12 protein-coding genes and 4 pseudogenes are annotated in these 14,247 nt (G+C 59.2%); 10 read left to right on the plus strand and 6 right to left on the minus strand.

The annotated features are described in order from the left end of the window. Window positions 1–15: 15 nt before the first annotated feature. From R6X40_RS30370 to R6X40_RS30395, 6 genes and pseudogenes are all read left to right on the plus strand, one after another. Window positions 16–381, plus strand: a complete 366-nt coding sequence (locus R6X40_RS30370) for a cell wall anchor protein (RefSeq protein ID WP_318418796.1) — start codon at window positions 16–18, stop codon at window positions 379–381. Window positions 382–435: 54 nt separating this feature from the next. Next, window positions 436–912, plus strand: coding sequence for an IS66-like element accessory protein TnpA (gene tnpA, locus R6X40_RS30375; protein WP_318418797.1), 477 nt, complete (start codon window positions 436–438; stop codon window positions 910–912). Further along, window positions 909–1,262: an IS66 family insertion sequence element accessory protein TnpB gene (gene tnpB, locus R6X40_RS30380; RefSeq protein WP_111564654.1), complete on the plus strand. Its 354-nt coding sequence runs from the start codon at window positions 909–911 to the stop codon at window positions 1,260–1,262. The genes tnpA and tnpB overlap by 4 nt, the downstream gene beginning before the upstream one ends. Before the next feature lie 281 nt (window positions 1,263–1,543). Then, a pseudogene (gene istA, locus R6X40_RS30385) lies at window positions 1,544–2,908 on the plus strand (IS21 family transposase); the annotation flags it as partial. Window positions 2,909–2,988: 80 nt separating this feature from the next. After that, a complete protein-coding gene (locus tag R6X40_RS30390; RefSeq protein WP_318418800.1) occupies window positions 2,989–4,527 on the plus strand; it encodes an IS3 family transposase in 1,539 nt (512 codons plus the stop codon). Window positions 4,528–4,834: 307 nt separating this feature from the next. Then, window positions 4,835–5,119, plus strand: a complete 285-nt coding sequence (locus R6X40_RS30395; RefSeq protein ID WP_318418801.1) for a hypothetical protein — start codon at window positions 4,835–4,837, stop codon at window positions 5,117–5,119. 100 nt (window positions 5,120–5,219) lie between these two features. Here R6X40_RS30395 and R6X40_RS30400 read toward each other — a convergent pair. After that, a pseudogene (locus R6X40_RS30400) lies at window positions 5,220–5,795 on the minus strand (group II intron reverse transcriptase/maturase); the annotation flags it as partial. Window positions 5,796–5,822: 27 nt separating this feature from the next. Here R6X40_RS30400 and R6X40_RS30405 point away from each other — a divergent pair. Both R6X40_RS30405 and R6X40_RS30410 read left to right on the plus strand, forming a co-directional pair. Beyond that, window positions 5,823–6,911 (plus strand): annotated as a pseudogene (locus tag R6X40_RS30405) (IS3 family transposase). Between the two features lie 155 nt (window positions 6,912–7,066). Further along, window positions 7,067–7,531 (plus strand): truncated hemoglobin, encoded by a 465-nt coding sequence (locus R6X40_RS30410; RefSeq protein ID WP_318418803.1) that lies wholly within the window; start codon window positions 7,067–7,069, stop codon window positions 7,529–7,531. Between the two features lie 478 nt (window positions 7,532–8,009). Here the strand turns inward: R6X40_RS30410 and R6X40_RS30415 are convergent, their stop codons facing one another. Continuing rightward, entirely contained in the window at window positions 8,010–8,495 is a 486-nt protein-coding gene (locus R6X40_RS30415) for a 5-formyltetrahydrofolate cyclo-ligase (RefSeq protein WP_318418805.1), read from the minus strand. Here R6X40_RS30415 and R6X40_RS31730 point away from each other — a divergent pair. Both R6X40_RS31730 and R6X40_RS30420 read left to right on the plus strand, forming a co-directional pair. Next, window positions 8,415–8,858 (plus strand): LysR substrate-binding domain-containing protein, encoded by a 444-nt coding sequence (locus R6X40_RS31730; protein ID WP_412178499.1) that lies wholly within the window; start codon window positions 8,415–8,417, stop codon window positions 8,856–8,858. The two genes, R6X40_RS30415 and R6X40_RS31730, sit on opposite strands and share 81 nt — an antisense overlap. A 37-nt stretch (window positions 8,859–8,895) precedes the next feature. Beyond that, a pseudogene (locus tag R6X40_RS30420) lies at window positions 8,896–9,208 on the plus strand (HPP family protein); the annotation flags it as partial. Window positions 9,209–9,364: 156 nt separating this feature from the next. Here R6X40_RS30420 and R6X40_RS30425 read toward each other — a convergent pair. From R6X40_RS30425 to kynU, 4 genes are all read right to left on the minus strand, one after another. Further along, window positions 9,365–10,183, minus strand: coding sequence for an aspartate dehydrogenase (locus R6X40_RS30425; RefSeq protein ID WP_318418806.1), 819 nt, complete (start codon window positions 10,181–10,183; stop codon window positions 9,365–9,367). A gap of 92 nt (window positions 10,184–10,275) precedes the next feature. Beyond that, window positions 10,276–11,229 carry a dihydrodipicolinate synthase family protein gene (locus R6X40_RS30430; RefSeq protein ID WP_318418807.1) on the minus strand — a complete coding sequence of 318 codons (954 nt, stop codon included), beginning with the start codon at window positions 11,227–11,229 and terminating at the stop codon, window positions 10,276–10,278. Next, the gene (locus R6X40_RS30435; RefSeq protein WP_318418809.1) at window positions 11,226–12,686 is read right to left on the minus strand and encodes an NAD-dependent succinate-semialdehyde dehydrogenase; all 1,461 of its coding nucleotides are present in this window, start codon (window positions 12,684–12,686) and stop codon (window positions 11,226–11,228) included. Before R6X40_RS30435 ends, R6X40_RS30430 begins: the two co-directional genes overlap by 4 nt. A 265-nt stretch (window positions 12,687–12,951) precedes the next feature. After that, complete coding sequence (gene kynU / locus R6X40_RS30440; RefSeq protein ID WP_318418811.1) at window positions 12,952–14,208, minus strand: kynureninase; 1,257 nt, start codon at window positions 14,206–14,208, stop codon at window positions 12,952–12,954. Between the last annotated feature and the right edge of the window lie 39 nt (window positions 14,209–14,247).

Below are 14,247 nucleotides of genomic sequence, written 5' to 3' on the forward strand. Positions count from 1 at the left end.
CGCTCTCTGCTCATCATGGCAGTGGCACGCCTTGCGCTGTCCGCTTGCACCACAACGTCAATCGATACCGCCATCCAGACCAACCTTCCGAAGGCCGGCCAGATTGTCGAGACGGCGCATGTCGCGTTCCCGGCTGTTGCTGCCACCGGCAAGGTCAAAGCTCGCACGGTGGCTAAGGTCGAAGCTGCCTATGGCGGCGTTGCGATCATCTGCGTCAACCCTGCCGGCGTCACAGTGGCTGATGCGCTTGGAAAACTGCAGGAGGGGGTCACTCTTCTTCGGATCGATGTCCAAGATGAAAAACGAATGGCCCATGAGAGTCGCGCCGTCATCCACCAGCGGCTCGACAACCGTAAGCGTTGCGAACGCCCCACATTTTAAGTCCGTTTCAGCTCGCGCATAATCTTGATCTATCGAAATTTGAGGGTCGGATTTATGGGTTTGGTATCAATCGAGGACGACGAGAAGGCGACACCGCATAGTGCTGATGATCGTCATCAGCACTATGCGGAAGGCGATATCGGGAGTGATAGATCAGGTCCGCGCCGCGTCGAGGTAATTCTTGGCAAAGAGCGCCGGCGTCGCTGGAGCCCGCAGGATAAGGCGATGATTACGGCGGCCAGTTTTGTGCCTGGCGCCAATATCTCGGCCGTTGCGCGTCAATACGGCGTGAGCCAAGGCCTATTACACTATTGGCGGCGCTGCACCCGCGATCGCGTATCGGATGAGCAAGACATGCGTTTCGTGCCAGTGGTCAGGGTCGATGAGGGCCAGTGTGAACTGGCCCATCCGGCTATTCTCACGAAGTTGGCCGTCCGCATTGAGATGAACGGTGCTTGTGTCGTGATTGATGGCGGCGTTGATGAGGAAGCGTTGCGTACGGTGTTCAATGCGCTGCGAACATTCGCGTGATCTCGCTTGGATCGGATTTGCGGATCTTGGTTGCTTCAAAGCCGGTCGATTTTAGGAAAGGCATCAATGGGCTGGCGGCGCTGGTATCGACAGCGCTCGGTGCGAACCCCTATTCCGGTGATATCTATATCTTCCGCAGTAAGCGCAACGATCGATTGAAGATGATTGTTTGGGATGGCAGCGGCATGGTGTTGTTGACGAAAATTTTGGAAGACCGGCACTTCACTTGGCCTGCGGTTCGCGACGGGGCGGTTCATCTTGGCGCGAGCGAATTAGCGCTTTTGCTCGACGGGCTGGACTGGACGAGGGTGGAGAGAAAGCCGGTGAAACGCCCCACAAAAATAGCGTGATGCCATTGTAATCTATCGATAATTCTTTGCGCATTTGCTAGGGTTGGACATGTTCGATCGTGGCCGATACCTGCCTCGGGATCCCGATGCAAATTCCGAGGCATGTCGCCCCCTGATTCCGAAATGATGTCGCCCCCCAATTCCGAGAATTAGCCGCCCCCTTATTCCGAGATGATCTCGCCCCCTGATTGGGGTGTTTGTCGGGGTGTCCTGTTGGTGAGACGTTCGACCTTTCAGTTGCACTGAGAGGAAGGAACGCGATGCCAGCGGAGAGACTAAAGATGCGGCGTGTCCCCGAGATTCTGAGATACAGATTTGCAGAAGGGCTCGGCCACAAGTCGATTGCGCTGCGTGTCGGTGCGGCTCCCTCGACCGTGCGGGAGACACTGCGCCGTGTGGAGATCGCTGGTCTTTCGTGGCCTTTGGGCGACGATGTCAACGATGCGGTGCTGGAAGCAGCGCTTTACAAGTCCTCCGGCACGAAGACGGGGCACCGTCGCAGCGCCGAGCCGGATTGGGGGCATGTTCATCGCGAGCTGAAGCGCAAGCACGTAACGCTTCAGATTTTGTGGGACGAGTATATCGGCCTCCACCCTGATGGATATCGCTACAGCCGTTACTGTGATTTGTATCGCGGTTGGGCATTGAAGCTGCCGGTGACGATGCGCCAGGAGCATATGGCTGGCGAGAAGCTGTTTGTCGATTATGCCGGCGACACGGTGACGGTGGTCATCGACAGATTGTCGGGAAAGACACGACAGGCGCATCTGTTCGTGGCCGTACTCGGGGCATCGAGCCTCTCCTTTGCTCATGCCCGCTGGAGCGAAACGCTTCCGGATTGGATCGAATGCCACCTGCTTGCGCTGGAGGCCTTTGGCGGCGCGCCGGCATTGCTTGTCCCTGACAACGCCAAGGTTGCCGTCATCAAGGCCTGCCTTTTTGATCCGCAGGTCAATCGCACCTACGCCGGAATGGCGGCTCACTACGGCAGTGCCGTTCTGCCGACGCGGCCGCGCCGACCGCGTGACAAGGCGAAAGTCGAAGCCGCTGTTCGCATCGTCGAGCGCTGGCTTCTCGGACGGCTGCGTCACCGTGTGTTCTATAGCCTTGCCGATGTAAACGCGGCGATCGTCGAGTTGCTCACTGATCTCAACGATCGGCGCGTTCTACGCCGTGTCGGGCGCACGAGGCGACAGTTGTTCGAAGAGCTTGATTACCCGGCTCTGCGTCCGCTGCCCGTCGAGCGATATGTCTTTGCGGAATGGAAAATCCGCCGGGCTGGCCTCGATTATCATGTCGATATCGACAAGCATTATTACTCCGTACCCTACCGGTTTGCCCGTGAGCAGGTCGAGGCGCGGATCACCGCCAACACCATCGAGGTCTTCCATAAAGGTCAGCGGATTGCCGCCCACCGGCGCTCGAGCGGCAATGGCAAGCACACCACGACGCCGGAGCATATGCCATCATCCCATCGTCGCTTTGCCGACTGGACGATCGAGCGCATCAGCCGCGAGGCGTCGGCAATCGGATCGGACGTTGCGTTGCTTTGTGAGCGTATTCTCGCCGACCGGCCTCATCCGGAGCAGGGTTACCGGGCCTGCCTGGGCATCATCCGCCTCGTTAAGGCTTTTGAGCGCGAAAGGTGTTGATTTCCACGCGGAACTGAGCCTTATGCGCTAACCCGGGGTTGCGGACGAAAACTTGGACCACCAGGAGGTAGTTCATGTATTCCTACGCAGACAGACTTCGAGCCGTTGAGCTTTACATCAGGCTTGGCAAGCGACTTAACGGGACCATTCGCCAGTTGGGTTATCCCACAAAGAATGCGCTGAGGGGCTGGTACCGCGAGTACTTGCAGCATCTCGACCTGCGTATTCAGCCGGTAGCTCGAGCGCCGAAGTATTCCGAGAGTCAGAAGCAGGCGGCACTTGAGCATTACCGCACCCATGATCGTTGCATCTCTGCGACGATGAGGGCGCTCGGCTATCCTGGTCGAGGAACTCTGACCGCATGGGTACGGGAGGCCTTTCCGGAGACGCGAACATCGATGGTCGGTCGATCGTGGCGCCCTGCCTATCCCGCAGCGGTGAAGCAAGCTGGTGTCATCGGACTATGTAGTGGAGATGAAAGCGCCCAACAGGTGGCTGACCGGCTGGGCGTCTGCAGGCCGACGTTGTACAACTGGAAAGACCAGCTACTCGGTCATGAGGCTCCTTCCTCCATGAAACGCCGCAAAACCACCCCGCAGGCGCCGGAACGCGAGGAACTCGAGCGACAGCTTGAAGCCCTCCAACGTGATGTTCGCCAGTTGCAACTCGAGCATGACCTCCTGAAGAAGGCCAATGAACTCCTAAAAAAAGAACTGGGCGTCGATCTGCAGATCCTGAGTAATCGGGAAAAGACACAGCTGGTTGACGCCCTTAAAGACACCTATCGCTTGCCAGAACTGCTCGCCCAGCTGCAAATTGCGCGAAGCTCCTACTTTTATCATCGCACGCGCATGTGTCTGGCAGACAAGTATGCCGCCGTCCGGCACAGCCTTGCGGAAATCTTTGAAGCGAACCGTCGTTGTTACGGCTACCGCAGACTACAGGCGTCACTGGCCCGGAAGAGCGTGATCATCTCGGAAAAGGTTGTCCAGCGCTTGATGAAGCAGGAGCACTTGATCGTGGCCAGACCGAGCCGACGGCGTTTCGGATCATACTTGGGAGAAATAAGTCCGGCACCCGAGAACCTGATCAATCGCGACTTCCATGCGAAAGCGCCGAACGAGAAATGGCTGACAGACATCACCGAGTTCCAGATCCCAGCCGGGAAGGTGTATCTCTCGCCCATCATCGATTGCTTCGACGGAATGGTCATCAGTTGGTCGATTGGAACGCAACCAGATGCGGGGCTGGTCAATACTATGCTGGATGCAGCTATTGAGACCGTGACCGACGCCGAGGAACGGCCAATCGTCCATTCCGATCGCGGAGCCCATTATCGCTGGCCAGGCTGGCTAACGCGGATCAGCGAAGCGAAACTGGTTCGCTCGATGTCCCGAAAGGGCTGCTCACAAGATAACGCCGCATGCGAAGGCTTCTTCGGCCGATTGAAAACGGAACTCTTTTATCCACGAGATTGGAAGGCCATCACAATCGAACAGTTCGTTGCCGAGGTAGACGCTTACATCCGCTGGTACAATGAGAAGCGTATCAAGATATCGCTGGGATCACTCAGCCCGGTCGAATATCGCAAGAGCCTCGGCCTTAACTTATAAAGCAGTCCAACTTTTTATCCGCATCCCCCCCGGCTCAGTTCCGGGTGGAAATCAACACTCCACTGTTTCTCGCCAGCCGAGATGCGACAGGCCAACCGCTCGCCGACACGTTCCTAAGCAGATTCTAATTGGTTGACCAACGCTTGTGTGTCTGATTCTGTGCCGGCACTGATTTTGAGGTGCAGGACATGACGGGACGTTCACCACTTTCGGCCACTGATGCGGAACGTACTGCGCTTGGTGTGCTTGCAGGCTCGCGTGATCGCGGCGAGGCGGACCGGGCGCGCGGATTGCCGAGGCGTTTGGCGTGCGTGAGGACACGGTTCGCTTTTGGCGCAGCAACTTCATGAGCGGCAGGGTCGATGCTCTGAGGGCCCGCGTGGCTCCCGGCCCGGCAGCGATGAAGAGCCAGGCGGCCTTGCGCGTGGTCGCGCCTCTGCTTGAGGAACCCGTAGCCGACCGGCCCAACTGGACGATCGCCCGGCTGCGCGCCGAGATCGAGGCGCAGTCCGGCGTTTGCATCAGCCGCTCGCAATTGTCCAAGGCGTTGCGCAAAAAAAGTTCCGTTGGCGGCGGCCGCGGCACAGCCTGAAGGCGCGCCAGATCGCTGCCGAGGTCGACCGTGTCGGCCTGCGCCTGAAATTGCTCGAACAGCAAGCCGAAGCTGGTGATATCACTCTGCTCTACGGCGCCTTGTGCTTCACGATAAACCTGCCATCACGGGTCACTCCACAGTAGTGAATGAAGCCCAGGAAGGCGAAGGTCTCGGGCTTTCGCTCGCCACGCCGCTGCCGAGTCAAAGCCGCGAACCGGCCAAACTCGATCAGTCGCGTCTTGCCTTCGTGAAGCGCTAGGCCAAAACTGCCTAGTCGCTCCTTGAGGGCCAGAAGAATATTCAGCGCATCATCCTTGTGGCGAGGAGCGGACTAATGCCAGCTCCTTGCGGGGTACCCTTGTCAGTCTCATACGTCTCGCCGCTCTCAAGGATTCCCGCCCGCAGCCACAGCTTGATAAGCTGGAGGATACGGGGATCGGCTACCATAGGAGAACCCGCAAAAGTCGGCATCATAGACGGCACTAAGCACTTCAGCGACCGCGCCCTGGACGATCTTATCCTCCAGGGTCGGCACTCCAAGTGGCCGTTTTCCGCCATCGGCTTTTGGAATGTAAACACGTCGCACCGGCTGTGGCCGGTAGCGACCCGTGTGGACCCGTTCGCAGAGATCGTGAAGATTTTGCTCCAACCTCTCTTCGTACTTCGCCACAGTCTCACAATGATTTTGGAGAAGATTCCGATGAAGACATCACGATTCAGCGACGCGCAGATCATGGCTATCCTGAAGCAGGCTGAGGACGGCATTCCGGTTGCACAGCTTTGCCGGGAGCATGGGATGAGCGATGCCAGCTTTTACAAGTGGCGAGCGAAGTTCGGCGGCATGGACGCGTCCATGGTCAGCCAAATGAAGAGCATGGAGGATGAGAACCGACGGTTGAAGAAGATGTATGCGGAATTGAGCATGCAGAACGATCTTCTGAAGGAAGCTCTTGGAAAAAAGCGCTGAGGCCGTCTCAACGAAAGGAGATGGCCATGCAAGCGGTCCAGAAGCATAATGTCAAAGTCGCGCTCGCGTGCCGGACGTTCTCGATCAGCGAGACGTGCTACCGCTATGGACGCAAGCTCGACAGCGAGAACGAGGAGATTGCCGACTGGCTACTGCGCCTGACGGCAGCCCGGAAGGCTTGGGGGTTTTGGCCTGTGCTTTCTTTATCTGCGCAATATTAAGGGCTTCGGTTGGAACCACAAAAGGGTTTACCGTATCTATCGCGAGCTGGAGCTGAACCTTAGGATCAAGCCCAGAAGGCGTCTGATCCGGGAGCGGCCCGAACCGCTGGCAGTACCAGAACAACCCAACCGGACCTGGTCGATGGACTTCATGGCCGATCAACTCGCTGACGGTCGCTCGTTCCGGACACTGAACGTGATCGACGACTTCAACCGCGAGGGGCTCGGCATTGAGGTCGATTTCTCATTACCAGCCGAGCGCGTCGTTCGATCCCTCAACCGCATCATCGAGTGGCGTGGCAAGCCGGATATAATTCGCGTCGATAACGGCCCGGAATATATCAGCGGCACGCTTCTGGCATGGGCGGAGAAGCGAAACATCACCATCGCCCATATCCAGCCGGGTAAGCCGCAGCAAAATGCCTATATCGAGCGTTACAACCGCACGGTCCGGCATGAATGGCTGGGATGCTGCATGTTCGATACCATCAAGGAGGTGCAGGATCACGCCACACGCTGGCTCTGGACATACACCAATGACCGACCCAATATGGCTATCGGCGGCATCACGCCGAGGCAGAAACTGAAAATGGCAGCGTAAATTCTACTGATCGGCCCCGTTAAAAACGGGGGGATTACCGGAGGCGATCGATACGCCCAACGAGTGAATAATGGCAGCTCGAAGGGATCGCTGCGCTCTGTTTGCGCATTGCGAGTAGCATAGATACAGTGCAACGCTTTGCGATGGTGACGAAAATGGAAAATGAATTGCAAGGTCGCGTCGCTCATATCGCGGATATCCAACACCGCGCAGAGGCAAAAATGAAAGCGCTGGGCGTCGATCGCGCTTTCATCAGCGGCTTGGTCGATACATTTTATGGGCGGGTTCTGGAGCATCCCGAACTCGGTCCCGTGTTCGACGCGCGTCTTTCGGGGCGTTGGTCGGAGCACACACGAAAGATGAAAAGTTTTTGGTCGGCCTTGGCATTCCACGATGGGTCCTACGGGGGAAAACCGGTTCAGGCGCATGTGGCCGTCGCGAATCTGACACCAGAGCTTTTCCCAAAATGGCTCGAGCTTTTTTCCGCAACGTTGGACGACGTCGCTCCGAACGAACAAGCCAAGGCATGGTTTATGACGACGGCAGAGCGCATCGCGCGAAGCCTCACGCTTTCGCTCTTCTACAATCCAGCGCTCGATGACCCGGCGAAGAAAACCTGACTGGCGAGGTGTTCACCAGCGGAATCGCGCTTTTATCTGCCCAGAAATATCAAGTATCCTGCGTGTCACGGCTCTGTTATCGGCAGCGGGCAATTACAAAATAGCGACGACGGTTATATGAATTGGGATTCATACTCCTGTGGATATCGGGATGCATGCCTGAGCAAGATACCGTTCGTCTGCAGGCCGTAATGTTCGGTATTCCCTATGGCCGTTCGAACCTCTTCGTCGATACACGGATCTCAAGCCAGGACAATGTGTCGTCACGCGGCAGAACGGGATACCATGCGTACCATGCAAACCAAATGTTTCCTGGGCGTTCATTGTCCATCATCATTGATCCAATCCTATCTTTGAAGGACACCGGGCAGGGCACTGAACGTGACAAACCCGTTGCCAAAGCCAACGTGCCTACGTTTTTGGCAATCGCTGCTGCCGGACGTAAGGCGACAATAGCGGCCCGAAGGGGGTTCATCGGCTACTTCTTGAACATCCGTGTGATGGGTGCATCGTTCCCCTCACGAAACCGAATTCCACCGTCCGTGACGATCGCATCCATCGGAATGTCGTGGTGTTGGGGGCGGATAGTGTCGATCTCCTGGAAATCGAAGCCCACCCCGATCACAAGAGGTTTAGGGTGCAGTACAGCTAACGTTCTGTCAAAATACCCGCCTCCGAAACCAAGCCGGTAACATAACGCGTCAAAGCCAACGACCGGAGCAATGACAAGTTCGGCTTGAAGCTCCTCGCCGTGAAGCGGAACCGGAATATTGAGAACGCCGCGTATAAGCTCATCGCCGGCTCGCCAGGATCGGAAGGTGAGGGGCTTGTTCTTTTCAGTCACCATCGGCACGCGCAGCCGCCGGACCAGCCGGAATGGGCGATGTCCGACCGGCAACAGCAGCCGCTTCACGCAACGCGGGTCTATCAAGAGGAACTGCTTCTCATCCTGCCGCCAAATCATCCGCCGGTCCGCGATGCAAGCGATATCCGACCAGCGGCTTTGGCCGCGCTCGAACCCGGCTGCACTTATCGCCGTATCGCCGAGCGCTGGGTGAGGTTGGCCGCCGATGTCCCGACCGTGGAATTGACATCGTACCACTCCATTCTCGCCCACGTCGCTGCGGGGAATGCTGTGGGGGTCATACCCCGCTCTGTCCTTGACGGGCTTCACTGGACGGTGGATATCGCAGTACATCCACTTGGAACGGTCGATACGTTGTTGATTTCAAGAAATGACAGAAGGTCCGATCCGCTCCTCGGTTTCGAGGATATGCTCCTGGCGTCAACTCCCGGCGGCACTCCCTCACTTCATCCCTTGTCCTAAATCCCGCATTGCAGTTTTCAGGTTTATCCATGTCTCCATCCCACCCCAGAGGAACGGTCCAGAAGCGCGCGCTTCTGTCTCTGCGGCTGTTCCGTCCCATTCTTGCCGGTGCGACGTTGCGAGACCGACTTCTCGCATGCCTTGGAGCACTCGCTGCAATCGCCTTGACGGGGCTGAGCAGTAGCTACCTATTCGGAGAAGGCTCGCATCTACCGCTGATTGTCGCCCCAATGGGCGCCTCGGCTGTGCTGCTGTTTGCCGTCCCCTCCAGCCCGCTCGCCCAGCCATGGTCGATCATCGGCGGCAACACGATCTCCGCCATCATGGGGGTACTCGCCGCCTTGATCCTCGATAGCGTGCGCAAGCGCTGGCCCTGGCTCAAACATCTCTTCGCCGATGGCGCCTAAGACCCTACAAAGCTCAAGGGGTGCAGCTCTACCTGCCACCGCGGGCAGGCTTACGAGCACATTTTCAGCTGTGCTCGCCGACCGGTCATGAGCGCACATTCAAACGACCAGGCCAGCCTTTCGGTTACCGATCAGGCGGACCAGATTGAGCGCGGTCATCGCGGAGGACTTCGGGTTTTCCGGCAGGGGCCTGTTGGCAATCTGTACATCCAAGGTTCCGAAATCGCCCGAGGCGGTGATCTCGTGGCGGTTCAAGGTGGCGGCAGGGTCTGCAATCAGCGTGATGCGTGTACGTTCCGGGCCAATCCCGGCGAGAGCCGTGGTTAGCGCGACGTTGGCGTTCTGTGGAAATCGCGCTGCCGCTTCGGCTGCTGTCCCGGTAAAGAACGCTACGGGGGCGTCCAGTGCGTTGAGCGCGCAGAGGCTTTCCGCCTCAGTTCCGGCCCACGCATGGGCAGGCTTGACGATGCGGTGTTCGACCCTCGCCAGCCCCATGTGGCGCGCCGCCGCAAGGGCATCGACGCCGCCCAGCGCACCAGGTTGGACAATGAGTTGCGCACGGTTCGTTCGCGCCAGCCCGCACAACTCGTCGAGCAGTGCCGCCTCCGCCAGCGCCGATGTCGATGAAACGACGAAATCCACCCCCGCACCCAGCGCCGCCCGCGCCCAAGGGGCGACGCTGTCGCGGCCGGCCGCCTCGATGACGAGGTCGGCATCGACATCACTGAGCTCGGCGGGCCTAGAAATCAGTCGCGCGCCATCAGGCAAGGTGGAACGAGGTCGCGCAGGATCGCGCACCGCCACCGCGACGATGCGCGCTTCCGACTGCACTTCCGCCAGCAGACGGGCGACCGCCGTTCCGATGGCGCCCCAGCCGATCAGGACGACGCGCTCGCAGTTGCGAGGAGAGACGGTCACATGCGCACCTTGAGACAAACTTTCCTTGTCATTAGACTCTCCTCGATACCCTCATGCTGCAGCAGTTGACTGTCAAAGCGTTCGCAGTGTGGCTAGAGTTTCAAGCCGCAACTTTCAAACGCCGCGCGGGTCGCCGCTTTTTCGTCTTCCGTAAGTTCCAGCAGGGGCCGGCGCACAACCCCGCCAGTCTGGCCCAGCAGTTCCTGCCAGTATTTCTGGTGCGAATGTGGTTTTTCGGCCGGCCGGGTATCCCGCAGCGCGCGCCGCACCGGATCGAGACTGTCGCGAACGGCCCGTGCCTTTTCAGCTTCGCCATTGAAGGCGAGCTGGGTGTATTCGTGCATCCGCCGATCCTTGGTTGTCTGGATCAAGTAGGGCGGCGACGAGCACAGATAGAGCTGCCAACCCAGTTCCAGGATATTGTCGAGCCATTCTTCTTCGGACGCCGTGCTGACCAGGATACGGTCACCCGCAAGCCGCGTCAGTTCCGCATACATGGGGCGCGGGACCGAATACTTGATCGCAACGACGGTTTCCAGATCGGCCAGCCGGTTGCACAGTTGCGGGCTCATCAGATAGCCGCTGTCGGGATGGCTCCACAGCGCCACCCCGATGTCGACAGCATCGGTAACGGTCTTGTAATAGTTGAAGAGCGTCTCGTCCTGCGCCTTGAAGAAATGCAGGATCGGCGCGTGGACGACGACATAGTCCGCGCCGCAATCCTGCGCATGGCGTGCCAGCTCGATCACGGTGTCCATGTTCTGGTCGGACACCGACATGATCGTCTGCCCGCGTCCGCCGGTAGCCTTGACCGCCAGCTCGAAGCTGCGCTTGCGTTCGTCCAGCGACATCGAGAAGAACTCGCCCTGCTTGCCCGTGATGAACAGGCCCTCGATACCCAGATCCTCGGTCCAGTGGCGGACGTTCTCCGTGAACCCGTCCTCATCCATCTTCAGATCATTGGTAAAGGGCATCAGTGCTGCGGCCCAGATGCCTTTCATGTTCTGGCGGGCGTAGGACTTGGCGTCCTTGCGGCTGTATTTCATTGCGTTTGTCCCTTGTTGGCCGGCTCGATCTGCATGAAGTGCGAGACGTTCTTGATCGTCATGTAATGGTGCAATCCTTCGTTCCCGCCCTCGCGGCCGTAGCCGCTGGACTTAACGCCGCCAAAGGGGGTTTCGGGCAGCGAAGCCTCAAGCGTGTTGATCGACAGATTGCCGCATTCGACACCGTCGACCATGCGATCTACATTGGCGGCGTTGTGGGTGAAGCCATAAGCCGCCAGAGCATACTGCACCGAGTTCGCACGCTCTATGCCCTCGTCTAGCGAACGGACGGGATTGATGACCGCAAGCGGCCCGAACGGTTCCTCGCCCATCACGCGGGCGTTGTCGGGCACGTTGGCAAGCACGGTCGGCTGGAAGAAATAGCCCCGGTTGCCGAGCCGCTCACCTCCGGTCAGCAGCCGCGCACCCTTGGCGGTCGCGTCGGAGACCAGCTTGCCGAGCGCTTCGACGCGGCGACCATTGGCAAGTGGCCCCATCTCGACCCCCGGCTCCATTCCGCTGCCGACCCGGATGTCCCGGGCACGTTCGACGAATTTCGTTGTGAATTCCTCGAAGATGCTCTCGTGGACGAAGAAGCGGGTCGGGGAAGTACAGACCTGGCCCGCATTGCGCATCTTGCGATTGGCGGACATGATCGCCGCATCGGTCACATCCACGTCGTTGCAAACGATTACCGGCGCGTGGCCGCCAAGTTCCATCAGTACCGGGGTCATGTGTTCCGCCGCGAGGGTCGTAAGGTGCCGGCCGACTGCGGTTGACCCGGTGAAGGCGACGAGCCGGACCTGATCCTGCGGGATCAGATAGCTCGAAATCTCCGCCGGATCGCCGAAAACGAGGTTCAACACACCGGGTGGTAGCCCGGCGTCGTGGAAGGCGCGTGCGATATGTAACGCACCGGCCGGCGTCTCCTCGGCCGCCTTCAGAATAATCGAACATCCCGAAGCGATGGCGCCGCCGATCTTGCGGGCCGGCTGGCTCATCGGGAAATTCCAGGGTGAGAAGGCAGCTACCGTTCCGATGGGCTGGTGGTGAACCATGTAGCGCGTGCCCTGTGCGCTGGGGATGACGCGGCCGTAGGTTCGAACGGCCTCGCCAGCGTCCCATTCGAGGAACTCACAGCCGCGGATGACCTCTAGTCTGGCCTGCTGAAATGGTTTGCCGTGTTCGAGTGTAATCGAATGGGCGATGTCGTTGATTCGTTCGCGCATCAACCGCGCGGCTGCGATCATCACGTCGGCACGATCGCGTGGGGATGTGCGGCTCCAGGTGCGAAAGCCGGCGGCGGCTGCGCTGAGTGCATCGTCCAGGTCGGCCTTGCTGGCGCGAGGCAGGCGGCCGATCTGCTGTTCGTCGGCCGGGTTCACAACCGGCATATCCTCGCTTGTCTTTCGCCAGGCGCCGCCGATGTAGAGCTGAAGGTCGGGGTAGTCGGTCATCGATTGGTCCTTGCTGCATGGCGGCCGGTCGCATCCTTTTTGCGCAGATGGTTCGTTGCCGCTTGGAACAGTATCGGGTGGAGGTGGTATTCTTCCAAGTGAATTGCGGGAAATCAGATATGATGGAAAGTACTATCAGATCCGCACTGAAGACGACGGAAGCGCGAACGCAAGCTCATCACGGATATCCAGTTGCCCGCATCCGCTCTCTTGTCGCGCATTTGCCGCAGAATCGAGGCCCGCCTGGTAAACACCGGGCCTGCAGTCAGGTCACCGCCTTGACGGTGCGATACTCCACGGTGTCCCAAAGACCCTTGTCCATGACATCGCGCAGGATGGCCACCGCATCCCAGACATCGGCGAATCCGACATACAGCCCGGCAAAGCCGAAGCGTAGGATATCCGGCGCACGGAAATCGCCAATCGCCCCGCGGGCGATCACAGCCTGCATGATCGCATAACCTTGCGGATGGGTCAGCGAAACCTGCGATCCCCGCACCGCTGCGTCGCGCGGGCTGGCAAGGCCGAAACCGTGGCCTGACAGTTCCTGATCGACCAGCCGGATGAAGAGATCGCCGAGCTCCTGTCCCTTTCTTCGCAACGTCCGCATGTCGAGGCAGGCAAAGACGCCAAGCGCTGTTTCCAGCGCAATGAGACCAAGTTGCGGGGCGGTACCGACAAGCATGCGCGCAATCCCGGGATCGGGGGCATAGTCGTGGCCGAAGGAGAAGGGCTTGGCGTGTCCGTGCCATCCCGCGATCGGCTGCCAGAAATCGGCGATGTGACGCTTCGCAACGAACACGAACGCTGGGGCACCAGGGCCACCGTTCAGATACTTGTAGCCACAGCCTACCGCGAGGTCCACGTTACAGCCGTTCAGGTCAACCTCTAAAGTCCCCGCGCTATGGCAGAGGTCCCAGATCACCAGACCGCCTTGGGCGTGAACGGCCGCGGTGATCCCGGCCATGTCGTAGACGGCACCAGTCTTGTAATTCACATGTGTCAGGTGGAGCACGGCTAGATCCCGGCCAGCCTCGGCGATGGCGGCGGCAATCCGGTCCGGGTCGACCGCGCGCAGTTCGACACCCCGTTCTTCGGCGACGCTGCTGCTGACATAGACATCGGTGGGGAAATTACCGCGCTCCGATAGGATGATCCGGCGGCCAGGACGCATTTTCAGCGCGCCCATCAGCACCTTGTAGAGATTCACCGAAGTTGAATCGCAAACGATGACCTCGTCCTTGTCGGCGCCGATCAGTTGCGAGATCATAGCGCCCGCCCGCTGCGGTGCCAAGTACCAGTCGGCCTCGTTCCACGACCGGATCAGGCCGTTGCCCCATTCGTGATCGATCGCGGTGCGCAGGCGTTGCGACACCCGGCGCGGCAAAGCGCCCAGGGAGTTCCCATCGAGATAGATAACCCCCTCGGGCAGGGCGAATTCATCCCTATAGTGTGCCAAAGGATCGTTGGCATCCATCGCCTGGCAATTGTTGTGCGACAGGAGGCCGATCGGTTGCTGCATTGTGGAGTTCCTTTCTTGTGTGCTATTCCGGCCGGCGCC

Source organism: Rhizobium sp. PL01 (genome assembly GCF_033447125.1).
GTDB lineage: Bacteria > Pseudomonadota > Alphaproteobacteria > Rhizobiales > Rhizobiaceae > Pararhizobium.